General features: G+C 69.8%; 19 protein-coding genes. 17 read left to right on the forward strand and 2 right to left on the reverse strand.

Going from position 1 to position 19,737, the window contains the following annotated elements; genetic code table 11:
• Positions 1 to 58 precede the first annotated feature (58 nt).
• Positions 59 to 649, reverse strand: coding sequence for a hypothetical protein (locus tag AB0I53_RS04130; RefSeq protein ID WP_358596098.1), 591 nt, complete (start codon positions 647 to 649; stop codon positions 59 to 61).
• A 297-nt stretch (positions 650 to 946) separates the two neighbouring features.
• Here AB0I53_RS04130 and AB0I53_RS04135 point away from each other — a divergent pair, with 297 nt between their 5' ends.
• The 13 genes from AB0I53_RS04135 (at position 947) to AB0I53_RS04195 (ending at position 13,623) form a co-directional block, all read left to right on the forward strand.
• The gene (locus AB0I53_RS04135; protein ID WP_358596100.1) at positions 947 to 2,467 is read left to right on the forward strand and encodes a phage tail sheath family protein; all 1,521 of its coding nucleotides are present in this window, start codon (positions 947 to 949) and stop codon (positions 2,465 to 2,467) included.
• 31 nt (positions 2,468 to 2,498) lie between these two features.
• Entirely contained in the window at positions 2,499 to 2,939 is a 441-nt protein-coding gene (locus tag AB0I53_RS04140) for a phage tail protein (RefSeq protein WP_358596103.1), read from the forward strand.
• Entirely contained in the window at positions 2,936 to 3,400 is a 465-nt protein-coding gene (locus AB0I53_RS04145) for a hypothetical protein (protein WP_358596106.1), read from the forward strand. The genes AB0I53_RS04140 and AB0I53_RS04145 overlap by 4 nt, the downstream gene beginning before the upstream one ends.
• Complete coding sequence (locus AB0I53_RS04150; protein WP_358596109.1) at positions 3,397 to 3,555, forward strand: DUF6760 family protein; 159 nt, start codon at positions 3,397 to 3,399, stop codon at positions 3,553 to 3,555. The genes AB0I53_RS04145 and AB0I53_RS04150 overlap by 4 nt, the downstream gene beginning before the upstream one ends.
• A 2,614-nt stretch (positions 3,556 to 6,169) precedes the next feature.
• Positions 6,170 to 6,361: a hypothetical protein gene (locus AB0I53_RS04155; protein ID WP_358596112.1), complete on the forward strand. Its 192-nt coding sequence runs from the start codon at positions 6,170 to 6,172 to the stop codon at positions 6,359 to 6,361.
• Positions 6,362 to 6,384: 23 nt separating this feature from the next.
• Positions 6,385 to 6,810 carry a phage tail protein gene (locus tag AB0I53_RS04160; RefSeq protein ID WP_358596115.1) on the forward strand — a complete coding sequence of 142 codons (426 nt, stop codon included), beginning with the start codon at positions 6,385 to 6,387 and terminating at the stop codon, positions 6,808 to 6,810.
• 13 nt (positions 6,811 to 6,823) lie between these two features.
• Positions 6,824 to 7,540, forward strand: a complete 717-nt coding sequence (locus AB0I53_RS04165) for a LysM peptidoglycan-binding domain-containing protein (RefSeq protein WP_358596118.1) — start codon at positions 6,824 to 6,826, stop codon at positions 7,538 to 7,540.
• Positions 7,540 to 9,339 (forward strand): VgrG-related protein, encoded by a 1,800-nt coding sequence (locus AB0I53_RS04170; RefSeq protein ID WP_358596121.1) that lies wholly within the window; start codon positions 7,540 to 7,542, stop codon positions 9,337 to 9,339. Before AB0I53_RS04165 ends, AB0I53_RS04170 begins: the two co-directional genes overlap by 1 nt.
• A 38-nt stretch (positions 9,340 to 9,377) precedes the next feature.
• Entirely contained in the window at positions 9,378 to 9,692 is a 315-nt protein-coding gene (locus tag AB0I53_RS04175) for a PAAR domain-containing protein (protein WP_358596124.1), read from the forward strand.
• A complete protein-coding gene (locus tag AB0I53_RS04180) occupies positions 9,689 to 10,111 on the forward strand; it encodes a GPW/gp25 family protein (protein WP_358596126.1) in 423 nt (140 codons plus the stop codon). Before AB0I53_RS04175 ends, AB0I53_RS04180 begins: the two co-directional genes overlap by 4 nt.
• The gene (locus AB0I53_RS04185; RefSeq protein ID WP_358596129.1) at positions 10,111 to 12,084 is read left to right on the forward strand and encodes a putative baseplate assembly protein; all 1,974 of its coding nucleotides are present in this window, start codon (positions 10,111 to 10,113) and stop codon (positions 12,082 to 12,084) included. Before AB0I53_RS04180 ends, AB0I53_RS04185 begins: the two co-directional genes overlap by 1 nt.
• Positions 12,081 to 12,641 carry a phage tail protein gene (locus tag AB0I53_RS04190; RefSeq protein ID WP_358596132.1) on the forward strand — a complete coding sequence of 187 codons (561 nt, stop codon included), beginning with the start codon at positions 12,081 to 12,083 and terminating at the stop codon, positions 12,639 to 12,641. The genes AB0I53_RS04185 and AB0I53_RS04190 overlap by 4 nt, the downstream gene beginning before the upstream one ends.
• Positions 12,642 to 12,645: 4 nt before the next feature.
• The gene (locus AB0I53_RS04195) at positions 12,646 to 13,623 is read left to right on the forward strand and encodes a hypothetical protein (protein WP_358596135.1); all 978 of its coding nucleotides are present in this window, start codon (positions 12,646 to 12,648) and stop codon (positions 13,621 to 13,623) included.
• A gap of 7 nt (positions 13,624 to 13,630) precedes the next feature.
• Here the strand turns inward: AB0I53_RS04195 and AB0I53_RS04200 are convergent, their stop codons facing one another.
• Positions 13,631 to 14,428 carry a thioesterase family protein gene (locus AB0I53_RS04200; protein ID WP_358596138.1) on the reverse strand — a complete coding sequence of 266 codons (798 nt, stop codon included), beginning with the start codon at positions 14,426 to 14,428 and terminating at the stop codon, positions 13,631 to 13,633.
• An 865-nt stretch (positions 14,429 to 15,293) separates the two neighbouring features.
• Between AB0I53_RS04200 and AB0I53_RS04205 the strand changes: the two genes are divergently transcribed.
• The 4 genes from AB0I53_RS04205 to AB0I53_RS04220 all read left to right on the forward strand — a co-directional run bounded on the left by AB0I53_RS04205 (position 15,294) and on the right by AB0I53_RS04220 (position 19,674).
• Positions 15,294 to 16,145, forward strand: a complete 852-nt coding sequence (locus AB0I53_RS04205) for a M20/M25/M40 family metallo-hydrolase (protein ID WP_358596141.1) — start codon at positions 15,294 to 15,296, stop codon at positions 16,143 to 16,145.
• Complete coding sequence (locus tag AB0I53_RS04210; protein WP_358596144.1) at positions 16,138 to 17,523, forward strand: M1 family metallopeptidase; 1,386 nt, start codon at positions 16,138 to 16,140, stop codon at positions 17,521 to 17,523. The genes AB0I53_RS04205 and AB0I53_RS04210 overlap by 8 nt, the downstream gene beginning before the upstream one ends.
• A gap of 461 nt (positions 17,524 to 17,984) precedes the next feature.
• Positions 17,985 to 19,178, forward strand: coding sequence for an MFS transporter (locus AB0I53_RS04215; protein WP_358596147.1), 1,194 nt, complete (start codon positions 17,985 to 17,987; stop codon positions 19,176 to 19,178).
• A 304-nt stretch (positions 19,179 to 19,482) separates the two neighbouring features.
• Positions 19,483 to 19,674, forward strand: coding sequence for a DUF397 domain-containing protein (locus AB0I53_RS04220; RefSeq protein ID WP_358596150.1), 192 nt, complete (start codon positions 19,483 to 19,485; stop codon positions 19,672 to 19,674).
• Positions 19,675 to 19,737: the final 63 nt, after the last annotated feature.

Below are 19,737 nucleotides of genomic sequence, written 5' to 3' on the forward strand. Positions count from 1 at the left end.
CCCGCGCGACCGGCACGAATCCCCGCCCCGGTTGACCGCCGAAGTGATCGACTCGGCGCTAGCCCGAGGCTTCGTCGAGCAGCTTCTGGAAGGCCGGCGTGGCCAGCAGCTCCGCGTTGGCCGGATCGTCGAGCGCCGCCCGGAACTCGGGGGTGTCGAGCACCGCTTGGAACGCCTCGTTCACCCGCTGGTCCTTCCAGATCTGCTGGACGGTGAGATCGGGGTAGGAGCTGGAGAAGACGCCCGCGGGTGCCTGGTGGGCGACGAACCAGTCCTTCACGTTGGGATCGGCGATGCCGGGGAACCCTTCCGCGTGCGAGAAGACCTTCTCGAAGTTCGCCCCGACGGCCGTCTTGGCGAAGTCGTCGATGTAGGTGTCCCAGGACCCGTCGAACACGCTGGCGAACATGTGCCGGGTATCGTCGTCGAAGATCACGTGCCGCGCGTCGTGCAATGTGCCGATCTCCTTCAACGCGGCTCGAGACCCCTCCGTGGACGACCCGCTCATGATCTCGGCGAGGTCCTTGCGCAGCGCATCCGCGTGGCCCGGCTTGATCTTCGTGAAGACCGTGAACTCGCTGCACACCCCATCCGTCAGGCCTGGCCGCTTCGACTGAGCCGACTCGGTTGGTCCCGTCTGCGTAGCCATCGGAGCCCCTCCCCCGTGCTTGTGAGACGTTGATTTTGGTGCCCGTGAGCGGGAAAACGTCCTCCTGCCAGGCTAGTCGTGCCACGGCGAGCGCGCCTCAACGCAGATGACTCCTGGGCCTCCTGCCGCCGATGGGACAGCCGCCCGGCCACGCGCCAGGGCACGTCCCGGGAAGGCAGGGCCCGGTTGCCCTGGAAGGCAGTCGTGTTGCCCTCGGTGGGGGTCGGGCGGACCTGTTCGCGCGCGTCGCGGGGCGCGAGGCTCTGGGCACGCCACACCTCAGACGAAGGAGCGAACATGCCGTCGTACCTGTCCCCTGGCGTGTACGTGGAGGAGGTCCAGAACGGGGCCAGACCGATCGAAGGGGTCGGGACCGCCGTCGCCGCTTTCGTCGGCTTCGCACCTCAGGGGCCGTTCCACCAGCCGACGCTGGTGACGAACTGGAGCCAGTACGTCCAGACCTTCGGCGGCTTCGACGACGGCTACCTCGCGCACGCCGTATACGGCTACTTCGCCAACGGCGGCGGCACGGCCTACGTCGTCCGCATCGGCGGGCCTGCCACAGCGTCCGACGCAGGTGCAGCGCCGGCGCCGCCTGTGGAGTTGGGTGGTCTGCGGATCTCGGCGCTGCCCGGCGCCGGCGCCGACATCACCGTCGAGGTCGCCGACGCCGAGGGCGAGAACCCGCCGGAGGACCGGTTCCGGCTGCTGGTCGGCCAGGGCGGCAAGGTAACGGAGACCTACGACGTCTCGACCAAGAAGAACGTCAAGAGCTACGTGGTCACCCAGGTCCGCGAGCGGTCCAAGCTCATCGAGGTCAGCGAGCGGTCCAGCGCGGCGCTGACCAGGCCGGACAATCAGTCGGTCACGATCGTCGCGACGCCGCCGCGCGATTCGAAACCGGCCACCGTGAACGCCAACGAGTACGTCGGGGACCTCGCCGCGCGCACCGGATTCGGCGGGCTGGAGACCATCGACGAGATCACCATGGTCGCCGTTCCCGACCTGATGAGCGCCCACCAGCGCGGCCTGATCGACGCCGAAGGCGTGAAGACGGTTCAGCTCGCGGCGATCTCGCACTGCGAGCAGATGGGCGACCGCGTCGCGGTGCTCGACGCGCCGCCGGGGCTCAACGCCCAGCAGGTGCGGGCCTGGCGGATGGACCAGGCTGGCTACGACTCGCGGTACGCGACGCTGTACTACCCGTGGATCAAGGTCTTCGACCCCGCCAGCGGGCGCAACACCCTGGTTCCGCCGAGTGGCCACGTCGCCGGCGTGTGGGCGCGCAGCGACACCGAGCGCGGCGTGCACAAGGCCCCGGCGAACGAGGTCATCCGCGGCGCGGTGGACCTGGAGATCAACCTGAGCAAGGGCGAGCAGGACCTGCTCAACCCGATCGGCGTGAACTGCGTCCGCGCGTTCGCCGGGCGCGGCATCCGGATCTGGGGCGCCCGGACGCTGTCGTCGGATCCCGCCTGGCGTTACCTCAACGTCCGCCGGCTGTTCAACTACCTGGAGGAGTCGATCCTGATCGGCACCCAGTGGGTGGTCTTCGAGCCGAACGACGACCGGTTGTGGTCCAGCATCCGGCGCAACATCTCCGCGTTCCTGCACGAGGCTTGGCGCGACGGCGCGTTGTTCGGCCGCACCGCCGAGGAGGCGTTCTTCGTCAAGTGCGACCGGGAGAACAACCCGCAGGAATCGATCGATCTGGGGCAGGTCGTGTGCGACATCGGTGTCGCTCCGGTCAAGCCCGCCGAGTTCGTGATCTTCCGGCTCTCCCAGTTCTCGGACAGCACCAGTCTGCTCAGCGAATAGCACCAACAGCACGGAAGGCGGCGGATAGGCAATGGCACAGGGCGACAGTCTCGCCACGCACCGGTTCGGTGTGCAACTCGGTGGCATCACGGTGGAATCGGTCAAGGAGATCAGCGGGCTGACCGTCGAGCAGGACGTGATCGAGACCCAGCAGGTCACGCCGACCGGCGAGCGGATCAACAAGAAGCAGCCCGGCGGTCAGAAGGGCGGCGAGGTGACGATCACCCGCGGCATGGACCAGAGCGCCGAGTTCACCGACTGGATCAAGAAGACGCTGCTGGACGGCAACGTCGAGGTCGCGCGGGAGAACCTGACGATCGAGATCCAGGACTCGAAGGGCGACACGGTGCGCCGGATGCAGCTCTACGAAGCCTGGGTCAGCAAGTGGGAGGGCCCGTCGCTCACCGCGGGCGAGTCCCAGGCGGCGACGGAGAAGGCCACCATCACCTTCGAGCGGATCGAGGTCGAATGAGGCGACGCATCGCCTCGCTGGGCGAGCTCGACGAGGTCGCGGGCAAGAACCAGGCGGCGGACACCCGCCCGGCTCCGGCCGAGCAGGCGACGCAGCACGACGAGTTCGACTTCGAACTCCCCCGCGGCTACGTGCACTCGGACGGCACCGTGCACCGGCACGGCCGGATGCGGCTGGCCACCGCGAAGGACGAGCTCCGGCCGCTGATCGACGTGCGGGTCAAGGAGAACCCGGCCTACCTCAGCGTGGTGCTGCTCAGCCAGGTGATCACCAGGCTGGGCGGCCTCACCGAGGTGCACACGGGGCTGGTGGAGAACATGTACGCCACCGACATCGCCTTCCTGCAGGACTTCTACCGGCGGATCAACAGCGAGGGGCACACCAGGGCCGGCGTCACCTGCCCGTCCTGCGGCACGGCATTCGAGGTCGACCTCGCCGGCGGGCGCCTGGGGGAATCGTGACGTACGCGGTCGACCGGCTGCACGAGGAGGTCGCGTACGTCGCCTACCACTTCCACTGGCCCCGCGCCGAGATCCTCGAACTCGACCACCACGAGCGACGGCGCTGGGTTCGCGAGATCGCGCGAATCAACACCAGGGTGAACGAAGGCGGGTGACCGGGTGAGCCTGTGGGACCTCTTCCGCCGTCGCCGCGGCGAGGCGCGGCGCGAGGACGGCTCGGCGCGGCCGGCCACCACGCCCGGCTGGGACGGCGGGTGGCGGCGTGCCGCCGCCGATCCCGGCGTGATCCAGCGCGCCGCCTGCGACGTGACCGGAGCCATGCGGTTCCGGGATTCCGTGACCTCGTTCCAGGACCACGGCGTGATGACCGGACTCAGGCACAGCCTCGACGCAGGCGCACCGTCCGGTCTCGTGCACGGGCTGCTCCGTCCGGCCGCCGGGGTTCCCGTACAGCGCTCGGCGGCCGAGGCGCTGCCCGTGGTCGGTCCCGCAGGCGACGGCGATCCGGTGCCACTGGACTACTCCCCGGTGCCCGCCGCGTCCGGTGGCTCGACGGAATCCCTTGCTGCCGAAGGGACTGTCGCTCCGGTGCGACCACGACGGTTGTCTCCGCCGTTGACCGTGGCTCGGCTGGCAACGCCACTCGCACCCCGGACCTTGCGCTCGGTGAGGCCACGGCCGCAGGCAGCATCCGGACGACCGGCTGAGCATTCGACGCCCACATCCATTGTGGATGCTCCACATCAGGGCGACGGGACGGACGCGCCTCAGGATCCGGTCGTGCAGCGGCAGGTTTCCCGCACGACCAAGCCCGACGTCACCGTGCGATCAGGTCCTGGCGAGCCGTTGCGCGCCCTTCCGCCCAACGCCGTGGTCTTTCCCGGCGCAGATCGCACGCCGGATCAGGCCCCGGAGGCCGAATCGGCGGCTCTGCCGCTGGCGGGTAACGATCCGGCGCCGTCCCGCACCAGCGAGCACCGGGCAGTCCAGCGGACGAGGAAAACCTCCGCACCTGATGTTCCGGGAAGGCAGGCGCCACCCGAGGTTCGCCCCCGCTTGGGCATCGGAGCACCGATCGCCCAGCTCCCGCCGTCCGCGACGCCTGCCGGGTCGACCAGCGCCGAAGTCCCTCCGGCGCCCGCCGAGTCGGCCCCGCTCCCGGTTGATCCTCCCGTTGTGCAGCGCAAACCGGAAGCAGCGCCGACCGGCACGCCCGCAACCGACCCTCCCGTGACGGTTCACCCCGACTCCGCCGCCCCGGTTAAGCCGCAAATCTCCACCGCACCGCAGCACGGCAGTGCGCCGAAGGAAGCGGACCCCGTGGTGGTGCAGCGACTCGCCACGACGACACCTCCGCAGAATGCGGAACACCGCGACGCGCACTCACCGACGCGCGGCTCCGCCCCACCATCGACCGGCCGTGCCGAACCGGACAGCCCGGGCGAGACACCGCACGGACCAGCCGGAATCCCACCTCGAAGCCCGTCGGCAGACGCCCCGGTCACGCCGCTGATCCACGAATCCGCGGAATCCATGGTGGTGCAACGACTCGCCCACGAGGACACCCCAGGGGAAGCGCCACGACCAACGACACCCGGCGACGCGCACTCACCGGCGACCGATCTCGTCGTCCCGCACTCGGCCCGTGACGCAACTCCGGGCAGCCCCGAACGAGGACAAGACGAGAACCCGCCCCAGAATCCGCTAGCAGCTCCGCTGATCCACGAATCCACTGCTGTGCAACGGATCGCGAACCCGCTGAGCGCACCGCCGGACCATCCTCTTCCGGCGGTACACGAGGTTTCGGCATCCGATCGGGCCGACACCGAAGCGGTCCGGCGTCCGGAGGATCCCACTTCCAGGCAAAATCAGACGGCCCCGAACCCGGGCCTGCCGGTCGGGGATGCCACGGCCGAACCCGGATCAGGCCTGGCACCGGTAGTCCAACGCTCAGCCCGGCCCCAGGAATCTCCCGCGGCCCCGCCCGAAACCGCGGATCTGACGGCACAGGTCCTTCCACCGGAAAGCGATGCGCCGACCGTGCTCCCGTTGACCGGAGCTTCCCGAGCTCAGGTCTCCGATGCTGCCGCTGCCGTCGTCCAACGCCAGGTTCGAGCGCCCGGAACCCCGAGCCGCGCAACGACGCAGGCCGGGGATCGGTTGCACACGCACGAACCCGTCCAGCGCACCCTGCCGCTGTTGGCGGCGCGGCCGCTGACCGCACGCGTCGGCCACGGAACGGGATTCGGCGCGGCGCGCAGCCCTCAGCCCGCCGCGCGGCCGGTGGCACCGGTGCGCTGGAACCAGGCTGACCCGACACCGCCACGGCCTTCCGGGATCACGCAGCCCCGACCGGCACCGAGCACGCCAGTGCAGCCAGCCCGGATCTCGGCTTCCCCGGCATCCAGCACGCCGGTACAGCTAGCCCCGATCTCGACCGCTCCCCCAACATCCAGCGCGCCAGTGCAGCTCGCCCCGATCTCGACGTCACCGCACCGGCCCGGCGGTGAAGTCCTGCCGTCCTCGTCGATCTCCGCGGGGCCAGTTCCCCGCCAGGTAACAGAAACTCCGCACGACAGCGGCCCGGGCGCGCGCGAAGATCTCCCAGTGTCCCGGTCGGCGGCTCCTATCGTGCAGCGTGCGAGCGCCGCCCCGGAAAAACGGTCCGCAGACCGGAAGAAGACCGCGTCTGCGAAGCCGGTCGCCGGGCCGGGACCGGCGATCCCATCGAGCCCGATTCCCGGTGTCCCGCCTGGAGTTCCGGTCACGGTGGTCCAGCGCAAGGACGAGCCGGTCGCCACCGGTGAACAGGACAGCGCCCCGGCCGGGGCGGCCGGCGCCGGCGGGCACGACATCGACGAGCTGGCTCGTCGCCTGATCGAGCCCGTAGGCCGGCTGCTGCGCGCCGAGTTCCGCCACGGCAGGGAACGAATCGGGCGGCTGCACGACCGCCGCCGCTAGTACGTTCGGAAGGAGTGTTGTCGGTGCCTCAGGAGATCTTCGCGTCCAGTGTGTTCTTCCGGCTGGTCATCGGGGGCAACGACCTGGGCAGGTTCAACACCTGCTCCGGGCTCGGCGCCCAGGTCGAGGTGGAGCAGTTCGCCGAGGGCGGCAACAACGGCTTCACCTGGCAGCTGCCCACCCGGATCACCTGGTCCAACATCACGCTGACCCGGCCGGTCACCAGCGACACCACCAAGATCTCGCGGTGGCTCGCGCAGATCATCCGGCGCGCCGAGCGCAAGAACGGCGAGATCGTCGCGCTGAAGCCGGATCTCACGCCCATCGCCCGGTGGCAGGTGCTCGGCATCATCCCGGTCAGCTGGCAGGGCCCGTCCTTCGACCCGTCCAACGCGCAGGCCGCGGTGGAGACGCTGGAAATCGCCCACCTGGGCCTGCAACCGTCGTGAGAGGAGGGGCCGGATGGCCGCCGCACCGGGCAACAACCTCGCCCGCGCCCAGCTGTTGATCATGGAGCCGCCCGCGAAGGTCGGCGCGAAACCGGGCGCGACGATCAAGCGGGTCAGGTTCCAGTTCAACCCGAACAAGCTCGCGCTGACCAAGAGCACCGAGTGGCGGCGCAAGCCGTCCCGGATGGCGCCGGACGCGGCGTTGCCCGAGTTCGTCGGCAGCGGCCCGCGTTCCCTCTCCCTCGAAGTGTTCCTGGACGCCACCGGCAAGCACGACGGCTCGGTGGAGAAGAAGATCGAAGACCTCATGGTGGCCTGCGTGCCGACCCCGAAGAGCCTGGCCAGCAAGAAGCCCGCCAGCCCGTGGGTGCGGTTCGAATGGGGCACGGCCAGGACGACCTCGTTCAACGGGGTGCTGTCGAGCTTCTCGGTCGACTACTCGCTGTTCGACGTCGACGGCAAGCCGCTGCGGGCGACCTGTTCGCTGGGCATCGAGGAGGCCAGCGTCGACACCCCGGGCCAGAACCCGACGTCGGGTTCTGAGAACGCCCGCCGCACGCACCGGGTCGTCGCCGGCGACAGCCTGCCGCAGCTCGCCTGGCACGAGTACGGCGACGCCACGGCGTGGCGGATCATCGCCGAGGCCAACGAGATCGACGACCCCATGATCCTGGCGCCCGGCACCGAACTGCTGGTGCCCGCCTTCGACGACGGACAGGACGGTGCGTGATGGGCGCGAAAGAAGGCGGGCGATCCGTTGCCGCCGATCCGATCGTGGCCACGCCCGGCCCGCTGCCGGCGGCCTGGCAGGAGCAGCTCACCAGTTGCGTGGTGGACGAGAACGTAGGGCTGCCCGACGCGGCGCTGCTGACCTTCCGGGATCCGAACCACGAGCTGCTGACCGCGACCGGCATCACCATCGGTTCGCCGCTGACGGTGTCGGTCGCCACCACCGGCAGCCAGGCGCCGAAGCGCCTGTTCACCGGCGAGGTCACCGGCCTGGAGCTGGACACCGACGGCACCGGCTCGTTCACCGTGGTGCGGGCGATGAGCAAGGCGCACCGGCTGATGCGGGGCCGCAAGGTCACGGCGTTCCGGAACATGACCGCCGCCGCGATCGTGCGGAAGGTCGCGACGGGCGCGGGCCTGCGGGCCGGCCGCATCGACGCCAAGCCGATCACCTACACCCAGCTCTCCCAGGCGAACGTGTCGGACTGGGAGTTCCTCCAGAACCTGGCGCAGGAACACGGCGTCACCGTGCGGATCGACGAGAAGGGGCGGCTGGACTTCGCCGCGCTCAAGCCGGCCGCGAGCGCTCCCGCGCCCGCCACCCCGGCGACCAGGAGCCCGTTCGTCCTGGAGTACGGCCGGAACCTGATGGCGCTGCGCGCGGTGCTCACGGCCATGGATCAGGTCGACAAGGTCGAGGTGCGCGGCTGGAACGTGGCCACCAAACGTCCTTTGATAGCCGAGGAGAACGCCACCAGGAGCACGACCGTGCGGCCGGGGCTCACCGCGGCGAAAGCCACCGGCAAGTTCGGCAAGGGCGCCCGGATGCGCGTCACCGACACGCCCTACGGCACGCAGGCCGAGGCCGCGGCGGCGGCACGCGCGCTGGCGGCGTCGATGAGCGCGGGGCTGGGCGAGATCGAAGCGGTCGCGGAGGGCAACCCGGAACTGCGCGCGGGAGTGCCGGTCGCGCTGGGCAACGTCGGGCCCGACTTCTCCGGGCGGTTCACCGCGACGGCCGTGCACCACGTGCTGGAACCCGGGAACGGCTACCGCACCACGGTGCTGGTCAGCACCTCTCCCGACCGGTCGCTGACCGGGCTGGTCACCGGCGCCAACGCGCCGGACCGGGGCCCGCGCATTCCCGGCCTGGCCACCGGGATCGTGACCGACATCAAGGAGGCGGGCAAGGCCGAGCGGGGCTGGGTGAAGCTCAAGTTCCCGTGGCTCGACGACGCCTACGTGACCGACTGGGTCCGCACCGTGCAGCTCGGCGGGCAGGGCGGTGGCGGCGTGTTCAGCCCCGACGTCAACGACGAGGTGCTGGTCGGTTTCGAGCAGGGCAGCCTCGACCGGCCCTACGTGCTCGGCGGGCTCTACAACGGCCGGGACAACCCGTCGCCGCACGACCTGCCGCTGGTCGACCGCACCACCGGCAAGGTCAACCGGCGTTCCCTGGTGTCCCGCAAGGGACATCGGCTCGAACTGATCGACTCCACCACCGATGCGCCGGGGCTCCGGCTCACCAGTGGGAACAAGCGGCTGGACATCCGGATGGACGAGAAGCGGCGCACGATCGACATCACGGTGTCCGCCGTGGGCGGCAAGCGGGCGCTGAGTTCGGTGTCACTGACCGACCGGGGAATCACGCTCGACGCCGGAAACGGCGACATCACCCTGACCGGCAGGTCGGTGTCGATCGACGCGAAGACGTCGGTCTCGATCAACGGCCGAACCAACGTGGGAATCGACGGCGGCGCGATGGCGACGTTGCGCGGCCGCATGGTCCACATCAACTGATCAGGCCGTTTTCCACACGCTGACAAGGAGTTCCCGCGATGCCACCCGCAGCCCGGATGGGCGATCCCACCTCCCACGGAGGCACCATCGGCCCGCCTCCGCCGCCCGCCGCTCGCAAGGTGGCCACCGTGCTCATCGGCGGCAAACCCGCCGCGGTGACGGGAAGTCAGCACCTGTGCCCGCTGCTGCCGCACACCGTGTTGAGCGCGGGGAACAAGCTCATGCCGAGTCCACCCCGCTCCGGTGTGGTGCTCATCGGCGGCTTGCCCGCCGCGCGGATGAACGACAAGACCACCTGCGGCGCGACCGTCGCCTTCGGGGCGCCGAACGTGCTGATCGGAGGCCCGCTGTGAGCGAGCGCTTCATCGGCCGCGGCTGGGCCTTCCCGATGCGGGTCGGGGCGACCGGCGGCATCGCGATGGTCGAGCGGGAGCAGGAGATCGAGGAGGCGATCCGCCTCGTGCTGGGCACCGCACCGGGCGAGCGCCCGATGCGCCCGGAATTCGGCTGCGGCATCCACGAGTACGTGTTCGCCCCGAGTGACGGCGCCACCGCCGGGCGCATCGCCCAGGAGGTGCGCAGCGCGCTGCGGCGCTGGGAACCCCGGATCGACGTGGCCGACGTAGTCGTCGCGTTCGACACCGTCGAGGAAGGCGTGCTGTACATCGACGTGCACTACACGCTGCGCGCCACCAACGACCGCAGGAACCTCGTCTTCCCCTTCTACACGATCCCGCACAGCACTGCGGAGGAGCAGGGGGACGTGGACTGATGGCACTGCCCATTCCGAACCTGGACGATCGCCGGTTCCAGGAACTCGTCGACGAGGCGAAGCGCTACGTGCAGCAGCGCGCTCCGGAGTGGACCGACCACAACGTCTCCGATCCGGGCGTGACCCTCATCGAGACGTTCGCGCACATGGTGGACCAGCTCATCTACCGGCTGAACAGGGTGCCAGAGAAGAACTACCTCGCGTTCCTCGACCTGCTGGGCGTCCGCCTGTTCCCGCCGTCGGCGGCGCGGGCCGACGTGACCTTCTGGCTGTCGGCCGCGCAGCCGGAAACGGTGCTCCTCCCGCTGGGCACCGAGGTCGCCACCGCGCGTTCGGAGACCGAGGAGGCGGTCGTTTTCGCCACCACCGACGAACTGCCCATCGTGCCCTGCGAGCTGACGACGCTGGTGACGATCTCGGCGGCCGGGGCGCAGCAGAACCACACCGGCGACCTCGACGCGGGCAAGGACGTGCCGTGTTTCCAGGCGGAACCGGCCGTCGACGACGCCATGCTGTTCGGCCTCACCAACGCCGTCCCGCGCTGCGTGGTCGCGGTGCGGCTGGACAGCCAGGTCGAAGGCATCGGTGTCGATCCCCGGCAGCCGCCGCTGGTGTGGGAGTCGTGGGACGGGGTGCGCTGGAGCGAGTGCGTGGTCTTCGACGACACCACCGGCGGCCTCAACCGGCCCGGCGAGGTGGTGCTGCAGGTGCCCGCCGGGCACGCCCTGTCGTCGGTGGCGGGCGTCCGGGCGGGCTGGCTGCGCTGCCGGGTCGTGGCTCCGGAACACAACCAGCCGTTCTACTCCGAGTCGCCGACCGTCCGGGTGGCGGAGGTGTTCACCATCGGCGGCACCACGACCGTCGAGCACGCCGAGACCGTCACCGACGTCGCGCTGGGCCTTTCCGACGGCGTGCCGGGCCAGCGGTTCCGGCTCGACCGGGCGCCGGTGCTCACCGACGCCGAGCCGGTCGTGGTGCAGGTCGCCGCGGACGACGGCTGGCAGGACTGGCACGTCGTGGAGCACTTCGGCAATTCCGGCCCCGCCGACCGGCACGTCACGCTCGACGCGACGAACGGCGAGTTCCTCTTCCCGCCCGCCGTGCGCGCGCCGGACGGCACCTTGCGCCGATACGGGGCGGTGCCGCCCAAGGGCGCGCACATCAGGGTGCCGGAGTACCGCACGGGCGGCGGGCGATCGGGCAACGTGGCACGTGGCGCGATCTCGGTGCTGCGCAGCTCGGTGCCCTACGTGGCCGATGTCGAGAACCGCGAGGCCGCCATCGGCGGCGTCGATGGGGAGACGGTGTCCGAGGCGAAAGTGCGCGCGCCGCACCAACTCCGGGTGCAGGAGCGTGCCGTGACCGCCGCGGACTACGAGCAGATCGCGTGGCAGGCGGCGCCGGCCGCAGCCAGGATCCGCTGCCTGCCCACGGGCGCGGAGCACGAACCGGGCGCGGCCCGCGTCCTGGTCGTGCCGAACGCCGTGGCCGATGCGGGCGATCAGCTCCGGTTCGAGCAGCTGATCCCCTCGCCGCAGCTGCTCGCCGCGATCGCCGCCCGGCTCGACGAGCACCGGCTGCTCGGCACCCGCCTGGTCGTGGAGCCGCCGTTCTACCAGGGCATCACCGTCGTGGCGCGGATGCGCTCCGCGGAAGCCGACGTGAACCAGGTGAACCGCGACGCCCTCGACGCGCTCTACCGGTACCTCAACCCGCTGCGCGGCGGCGCCGACGGCACCGGCTGGCCGTTCGGGCGGCCGGTCCAGGTCGGCGAGGTCTTCGCCGTGCTCCAGCAGGTCAGGGGCGTCGAGCTGATCGACGAGATCCGCCTGTTCCCAGCCGACCCGATCACCGGGCAGCGGGGAACGCCGGTGGATCGCGTCGAGCTGGCCGGCCACGCGCTGGTCTTCTCCCACCAGCACCAGGTGCTGGTGGGCTCCGGCGATCCGGCGGAAGGTCCGGGGCCGCGATGAGCCGCCGCGCGGTACCCGACCTGCCCAGCCGCTACCCGCTCGGCGACCAGCTCCCCGCGCTGTACGCCGGGGACGACTTCGCCCAGCGGTTCACCGGGGGCCTGGACTCGGTCCTCGCCCCAATTCTGTCCACAATGGACAACATCGCGGGCTATTTCGACCCGCGCGTGGCGCCGGAGGACTTCGCGTCCTGGCTGGCCGACTGGGTCTCGGTGGAGCTCGACCCGGCGTGGCCGCCGCCGCTGCGGCGGGCAGTGGTGATGCGCGCCGTCGAGCTGCACCGCCGCAACGGCACCGTGCGGGGGCTCGTGGACCGGCTTTGGCTGTGCGCCGGGGTGCACGCGCGAGTGCTCGACGGCCCGGGCGCGGTGTGGTCGACCCGGCCGGGCACCGCGCTGCCCGGCAACGCGATCACCCGGGCCGTGGTCCAGGTCTGGCCGGGCCGCTCGGCAGTGGACCGAAAGCAGGTCGACGCGGTGGTCGAGGCGGCCTGCCCGATCCACCTCACCTGCACCGTCGAGGTCCTGCCGGGGCCGCCACAACGGGAAGGGGGATGACCCGATGCGCTCCTGTTCGACGTGCGGCGCCCAAGTCGCCCGCGGCGAGGACTTCTGCACCACCTGCGGCGCCTACCTGGGCTGGGACAAGGGCGCCGAACCCGAACCACCCGCCCCGGACCCGTCAGCGCCGACGGCACGAATCCCGGTCCCGCCGCCGCCCGCTCCCGTCCCGGCGGCACCGGAACCACCTGCGGGACCGGTCGCCGAGCCGGAGCCGGAGCAACCGGCCGCCGTGCAGCCGGCGAAGCCCGTCGCGCCGCGGCCCGAGCCGAGCGCGCCGGTCGCGGAGCCCGCGCCCGAGGGCCCGCCGTGCGGCGCGTGCGGCGCCCCCAACCCGCCCGAACGACGGTTCTGCATCCGCTGCGCCGCGCCGCTCGCCCCGGATTCCGAAGCGCCGCAATCGAATCGCGCGCGCCGGCGGCGCCGGATCGATCGCGGCAAGGTGTGGCGGCGGCTCGTCGTCCTAGCCGTGGTGATCGTCCTGGTGATCGGCGGCGTCCTGTTCTACCCGACCGGCCGGGAGATCGTCGAGGACGTGCTCGACAAGACCTTCGGGGCGGCGCCGATCGGACCGGTGAGCTCCAGCGCCAGCGGCGAGATGCCCGACCACCCGCGCGGCAAGGCCGTGGACGGGCTCAGGGACGTGTACTGGGGAACCGAGCGGCCCGGGGAATGGGCCGAGTTCAACTTCGATCACCCGTTCCGGCTGGTGGGCATGCTGGTGAGCACCGGGCCGTCGCGGAAGGACGAGGAGTTCCGCAGCCAGGCCCGGCCCGCCCGGCTGGAGATCACCGCCACCAGCTCCGGCGGCCGGACCCGCACGGAGACCGTCGACGTGCCCGACAGCCCGGCCCCGTACGAGGTCCGCATCAAGACCAGCGACGTGGTCAAGGTCCGGGTGCACATCAAGACGGTGACCGGCCTGACCGAGGGCAAGCACATCGCACTGGGCGAGATCGAGTTCTTCGGGCGCAAGTGAGCGCTGGCTACTGCTCCAGGGGGCGGACGGTGAGGCTCTGCTGCGCGGTCCCGATCGGGCCCCGGACGTCGTGCAGGACGGTGCTGGTGAGGCCCTGGCCGTGGCCGCCGAAGACGACGGTGGTGTCCAGCCCGGTCCAGCGGCCTTCCGGCTGGCGGTAGAGGTGGATCGACAGGTCGACGTTGGGGAACATCCACTTGGTCGGCTCCTGCCGCACGGCGATGCCGTTGGCCGTGTCGACGAGCGCCACGTAGGACGCCACCGGGCTGACCGGCTCGCCGGCCACGAGGTCGGTCCGGGTGGACACCCAGGCCGTGGTGCGCCCGGGCTGCGGTGCGCCGACGGTCCGGGTTTCCAGCGACGCGATGAAACCGCCGGACCACAGCGAGCTCATCGGCCAGGGCTCCAGCGACTCGGGGGCCGGCAGCGGATCGGGTTCGCCCCCGGCGACCGCGCTGGTGTCCTGCTCCCCCAGGAACCACGCGCGGGCCCGGACCACGGGCCGCCCGGCGATGATCGTGGTGGCCTCCATCAGCTCGATGGTGCGGCCCGGCCGGGTCGTCTCCACGTGGATCTCGAACTCGTCGAGGTCGATCTTGCCCAGGATGTCGAAGCTGATGCGGCTGATCAGCAGCTCGGGGCGGCCGGCACGCGCGCGCTCGATCGCGTGGACGATGAGCCCGCCCAGCGGGCTGAAGTGCTGCTCGTCGCTGCGCCACGCCCCGCTGGCGTGGGCGGTCGGCTTGAAGCGGTGCGCGTCGAGCCGCTCGAAGTAGCTGGGCGTGCTCTCGGGTGACTCGGGCAACGCGGTTCTCTCCCCACTCGTGGCCGGCGCGACGGTCAGGACTACAGGATATGGACCGGATGGCCTAACACGCGGTGAGGATCGCCACAGCTTCCTGGAGCGCTGGCCGGAAATGGACGTAGAACGCCATCGATGCGAGACCGCGCTGGCCAAGAACGGGGTTCGCCAAACCTCACGAATTGAACGCCTCGAGGTAGGGAGACCGGCTTCGGAGCACGCTCGCCTTGCACCAAAGCCAATGGGCACAGCATACCCAGGCGAAGTCGTTGCCGAATCAAGCCATACGTAGGCTGCCGTTGAGGAAAGATCTCGCCGAGGTCGCCGAGTCCGCAACTCCGCAGAGTCGAAGACGCCAGACCTCGCGCACCGATTGAGTCAGCAAGACTGGCGCTTTGCTGTCGATGACCTCATCGCCGCATGCCCGCAGGCATACCAAGCCACCTGCGTCGAGTTGGATGCTTTGACAACATGACGGATTGATTTCCCACATACGAGCAGGAAGGCGCGATGTGGCGAGATCTGTTGACCACCAGTGGACTTGCTCTTGGTGTGTCACTGGAGATCAAGGCCGATTCCCCAAAGCTTTGCTGAACACCCTGTATTAACCCGGAGTCGAGGTCGCGTTCCGGCACTGATGGCAGTGCTCGGCGCCGACGGCACCGATGCCCTGTTAGCGGAGTTGAGTCTCGCGGTCGGGTCAAGGACGCGGGCCTTGGCCCGACCGCGACGGCCGGTCCCCTGCAGAGCTTGATCCCGATCTGATCGACGTCTTTTTGGCCCGGTCGGCCCCGGAAATGGTTCCCCGAAAGGGAATCTCATCCGATCACAACAGGTTCTTGACAGCTCGTCCCTACCGTTCTGGCACATGAGATCACGCACCCTGGCGGCCCTGCTCGCGGCGAGCGCCGCACTGACCTGGGCTCCCACCGCGCAAGCCGCCGAAACCCCCGTCGTGTCCACCGCCGATGTCCTGCCGCACCTGCAGGAGTTCCAGCGGATCGCGGACCGCAACGGCGGAAACCGGGCGCACGGCACCCGCGGGTACCAGGAATCCCTGGACTACGTGAAGGAACGGCTCGACGAAGCGGGTTTCCGGACCTCCGTCGAGGAGTTCGAGCACGACGGGGCCAAGGGCTACAACCTGATCGCGGACTGGCCCGGCGGCGACGAGGACCAGGTGGTGCTCCTGGGCGCCCACCTCGACAGCGTGCCCGCCGGCCCGGGGATCAGCGACAACGCCACGGGTTCGGCCGCGATCCTGGCCACCGCGCTGGCCGTGAGCGAGGCGAACCCGGCCCCGGCCAAGCACCTCCGGTTCGCCTGGTGGGGCGCGGAGGAACCCGGGCTGATCGGCTCCGCGAAGTACGTGGCGGCGCGCACGCCCGAGGAGCTGGCGAAGATCGCGGTGTACCTCAACTTCGACATGACCGGCTCCAAGGGCGACCGGCAGTGGCTGGTGATCCACGCGGGCGCGCCCGCGACCGACGTGTTCGAACGCCACTTCGCTGACCAGGGCATCCCGACATTCGACATCGGCGTAGGCGGCTCGGACCACGAGTCCTTCGACGCGGCCGGGGTGCCGGTGTCCGGGTTCACCAACGGCGTCGGCGCGTGCATCCACGACGCCTGCGACACGATCGACAACGTCGATCCGGAAGCCGAGGTCATCAGCACGAACGCCATCATCCAGGCGGTCTGGAGCGTGGCCGGTGCGTAACCGAATCCTCGTGACGGGCGCCGTCGCCGGCGTCATGGTGCTGGGCATCGCGACCGCGTCGGCCCAGCCCGGCAGCGGTGGCCTGGGCGACCCGTACTTCCCGGACGACGGCAACTCCGGCTACGACGTGACCCGCTACGACGTCGGCATCAGCTACGACCCGGCCAGGCCGGGCTACCTGGAAGGCGACACCACGGTGACCGCGACTGCGAGCGCGGAGCTGGACGGCTTTCACCTCGACCTGTCCGGATTTCAGGTCACCGACGTGTCCGTCGACGGCGTCGCCGCGAAGTCGTTCGGCCGCGCGGGCGAGCACGAGCTGGTGATCACCCCCGCCAGCCCCATCGCCGCGGGTGCTTCGTTCGCCGTGCGCGTCCGGTACTCCGGGCTGCCGGGCGGTGGCGGCTGGCACACGTTCCCCAACGGCGGCGCCAACGCGTTGGGCGAGCCGCATTCGGCCACGTCGTGGTACCCGGCCAACGACCACCCGTCCGACAAGGCCGCGTTCCACCTGACGGCCACCGTCCCCGAGGGCTGGACGGTGATCGGCAACGGGCTGCCTGGCGAGACCACCACCGCCGGCGGCAAGGCGACCTTCCGGTGGCACGAGGACCAGCCGATCGCGACCTACCTCACGACGGTCGCGATCGACAAGTTCACCGTGCGCACGTCCAAGCTCTCCGACGGCACGCCGGTCATCAACGCCTACTCCCCCGGCACGCAGATCGACCCGGCCACCGAGGAGCAATACGTCGAGATCATGGACGTGCTGGCCGAGAAATTCGGGAAGTACCCGTTCTCCTCGGCGGGCAGCATCGTGCTCGGCAAGACCTCCGGGGAGAACCCGGGCGCACTGGAAACCCAGACCCGGCCGACGTACTTCGGCTCCGTCTTCGACTTCTCGCTGCTGCACGAGAACGCCCACCAGTGGTTCGGCGACAACGTGTCGTTCACCGACTGGCGCGACGGCTGCATAGCCGAGTGCGTCGCCCAGTACTCCGTCCAGCTGTGGCAGGAGCACAACGGCGTCGACATCGACAAGTCGTTCTACAAATCCACTGTGGAGGAGGAACGGAACAACCCGGAGTTCTGGTCGGTGAAGCTGTACGACCCCGGCCAGGAGAACCCCCTGCACCAAGCCCTGTACGACAAGGGCTCGCTGATGGTGCACGCACTGCGCCGGAGCATCGGCGACGAGGCGTTCTTCGGCACCCTCCAGCAGTGGCAGGCCAAGTACGCGGGCGGCAACGCCTCCTGGCCGCAGTTCGAGGAGCTGGCGAAGGAAGTGTCCGGAAAGGACCTCAACGGCTTCTTCGAAGCCTGGGCGCACAGCACGACGATCCCGCCTGACCAGTACCTCTACCCGGCAGGCCGCTGACCGGCGAGCCTGCCGGCCGACAGCGGCGCCGATTTCTATCACACCTGTGATAGTGTGCGGCAATGCCAGCTCGGATCGACCTCGGACAGCGCAGCGAGGACGTCATCGAGGCGGCTTTCCGCCTCTTGGCCGCCGAAGGACTCGGCGGTTGACGCGCGCTCCGAACCCTTCGGGGCGGCTGCGACCAAGGTGTGATCGCACGGGAAAGGGCTCACCTGGTGTTCGATTCGCACGTTGACCGGACTCGCGGATGGATCTGCCATCGACGCTCTGCAGGACCTGATCGCGGAGTTGCTTCCGATCGGGGATGAGCGTCGACCGGGATTCGTCGTTTCCGCACGACGAATCCCGGTCTTCCGCCCGGTGGCCGGGGCGTTCTCGAAGAGCCGACGCCGAACCGACATCCAGTGACCTGGTACGCGCACTGTCAGGCATTGTTGTATTGCAAAAGGAGATCAGTTGTGCCCGCGTGGCTGTTCGCACTGCTCGCAGCGGCTTTCGTCTTCTACACCGATGATTACGTGATCGCGGGTGTTCTGCCGGAGATCGCGCGAGATCTGGGTGTCAGCGAGGCGCACGCCGGGCAGCTGGTGACCGTCTTCTCCCTCACCGTCGCTCTCGCCGCGCCGATCGCCGGAGTCGCCCTGGCCCGGGTGTCCCGCCGGTACCTGTTCACCGCCTCGTTCGTGATCTTCGTCGTGGCGAACCTCTTGGCGGCCACGACGACCGGCTTCGGCCTCCTGGTGGCCCTGCGGGTCGTGGCGGCGATCGCGGCGGCGGCGTCCACCCCGGCGGTGTTCGCCTACGCCGCCGAGCGAGCTCCGGAAAGCCACATCGGCAGGTACGTCGCAGTCGTGGCGCTCGGCGTCACGGGCTCGATCGCGGCCGGCGTCCCGATAGGCACCTGGATCGGCGGCCATTGGGGCTGGCGAACGACATTCGTCTCGATGGCGGTGGCCGGAGCCGCGGCGCTGGCATTCTTGCTCGCAACCCTGCCTCGCGAGCGCGGCGAGGCCGGCGACGTGCCGAGCATCCCCGAACAGTTGCGCGCTCTCGCCAGCGCGCCGGTATCGCTCGGGCTCATGGCGAACTGCGCGCTCATGACCGGATCGATGATGATGCTCACCTACACGGCCCCCTACCTCGACGCGGTGAGCAACGCCGGCGTCGATCAGCGCGCGCTCGCCTTCAGCTCGTCCGGGTTGGCCGGCATCGTCTGCATCTGGGCAGGCGGGAAGGCCACCGACCGGTGGGGTTCGGACCGCACACTGGTCGCCGGGATCAGCACCTTCACCGGCATCATGGTGCTCTTGGGCGTGCTCTGGTTCGCCCGCCCCGTACCGTTTTCCGTTCTCCTCGTGGTGGGAACGGTCTGGGGCGGCATGGCCTTCTGGAATTCCCCGGCGATTCAAGCGCGCCTCCACCTGCTCGCCGGACCGGCCGCACCGCAGGCATTGGCGCTCAACACCTCGGGCACATACCTCGGAGTCTCGTTGGGCGGAGCCATCGGAGGGTTGACCCTGAGCAGCCTGGGGGCCGGACTGCTGCCGGCCGTCGCGGCAGCCCTCGGACTGAGCGCATTGGCGCTGCTGGCACTCGCCATCGGCGCCGCGAAGAAAACGCCGAGCGGTGCGGCAACTGCAACGGAACACTGAACCCCGCAACGGCGCGGGCCTCGACGCTCGCGCATTCCGCACCTGATGCCGTGGGTGCGCGACGTGCAGCACTTCCCGCTACCCGGCAGGCCGCTGACCGGCGAGCTCGGGGCCGTGAGTCTTTTGGGTCGCTATAGCAGCCCAAAGTGCTCACGGCCCCGCACGCGACCAGCGCCCGCCCCTTCAGAGCCAGACGAGGTGGTTCTTCGAGCGACTGAGCAACGCTGCACTGCCTGTCCCGAAGACCCGACAACTCATTGCTCGCGTGCTCAAGAAGTACCGGTGACCACCGGGAGGAACAACGATGTCGGCCTTAGCTCTTGAGAATGCCGCTTGGCGCAAATCCAGCTATAACCAGGGCAACGGCGGCGTGTGCGTCGAGGTTGCTGTTCAGCCGACTGTCGTCGGTGTGCGGGACTCGAAGGATCCCGATGGCCCGGTGCTGGTCTTCGACTCCGGCTCCTTCGCGCGGTTCCTCTGCACCTTGAAGGGTTAGGCACGCAGAATTGCCTGGTGCGGGTACCTCTACCCGAAGCCTTCAGAGCCAACTTCGCCTTCA

This window comes from Saccharopolyspora sp. NPDC050389 (assembly GCF_040655595.1).
In the GTDB taxonomy this organism is placed as follows: Bacteria; Actinomycetota; Actinomycetes; order Mycobacteriales; family Pseudonocardiaceae; genus Saccharopolyspora.

What these genes read in the sequence shown, in the direction of transcription:
- AB0I53_RS04130 (WP_358596098.1), bottom strand. Translation starts at nt 649, where the DNA reads ATGGCTACGCAGACGGGACCAACCGAGTCGGCTCAGTCGAAGCGGCCA.
- AB0I53_RS04135 (WP_358596100.1), top strand. Translation starts at nt 947, where the DNA reads ATGCCGTCGTACCTGTCCCCTGGCGTGTACGTGGAGGAGGTCCAGAAC.
- AB0I53_RS04140 (WP_358596103.1), top strand. Translation starts at nt 2,499, where the DNA reads ATGGCACAGGGCGACAGTCTCGCCACGCACCGGTTCGGTGTGCAACTC.
- AB0I53_RS04145 (WP_358596106.1), top strand. Translation starts at nt 2,936, where the DNA reads ATGAGGCGACGCATCGCCTCGCTGGGCGAGCTCGACGAGGTCGCGGGC.
- AB0I53_RS04165 (WP_358596118.1), top strand. Translation starts at nt 6,824, where the DNA reads ATGGCCGCCGCACCGGGCAACAACCTCGCCCGCGCCCAGCTGTTGATC.
- AB0I53_RS04170 (WP_358596121.1), top strand. Translation starts at nt 7,540, where the DNA reads ATGGGCGCGAAAGAAGGCGGGCGATCCGTTGCCGCCGATCCGATCGTG.
- AB0I53_RS04175 (WP_358596124.1), top strand. Translation starts at nt 9,378, where the DNA reads ATGCCACCCGCAGCCCGGATGGGCGATCCCACCTCCCACGGAGGCACC.
- AB0I53_RS04185 (WP_358596129.1), top strand. Translation starts at nt 10,111, where the DNA reads ATGGCACTGCCCATTCCGAACCTGGACGATCGCCGGTTCCAGGAACTC.
- AB0I53_RS04190 (WP_358596132.1), top strand. Translation starts at nt 12,081, where the DNA reads ATGAGCCGCCGCGCGGTACCCGACCTGCCCAGCCGCTACCCGCTCGGC.
- AB0I53_RS04195 (WP_358596135.1), top strand. Translation starts at nt 12,646, where the DNA reads ATGCGCTCCTGTTCGACGTGCGGCGCCCAAGTCGCCCGCGGCGAGGAC.
- AB0I53_RS04205 (WP_358596141.1), top strand. Translation starts at nt 15,294, where the DNA reads ATGAGATCACGCACCCTGGCGGCCCTGCTCGCGGCGAGCGCCGCACTG.
- AB0I53_RS04220 (WP_358596150.1), top strand. Translation starts at nt 19,483, where the DNA reads ATGTCGGCCTTAGCTCTTGAGAATGCCGCTTGGCGCAAATCCAGCTAT.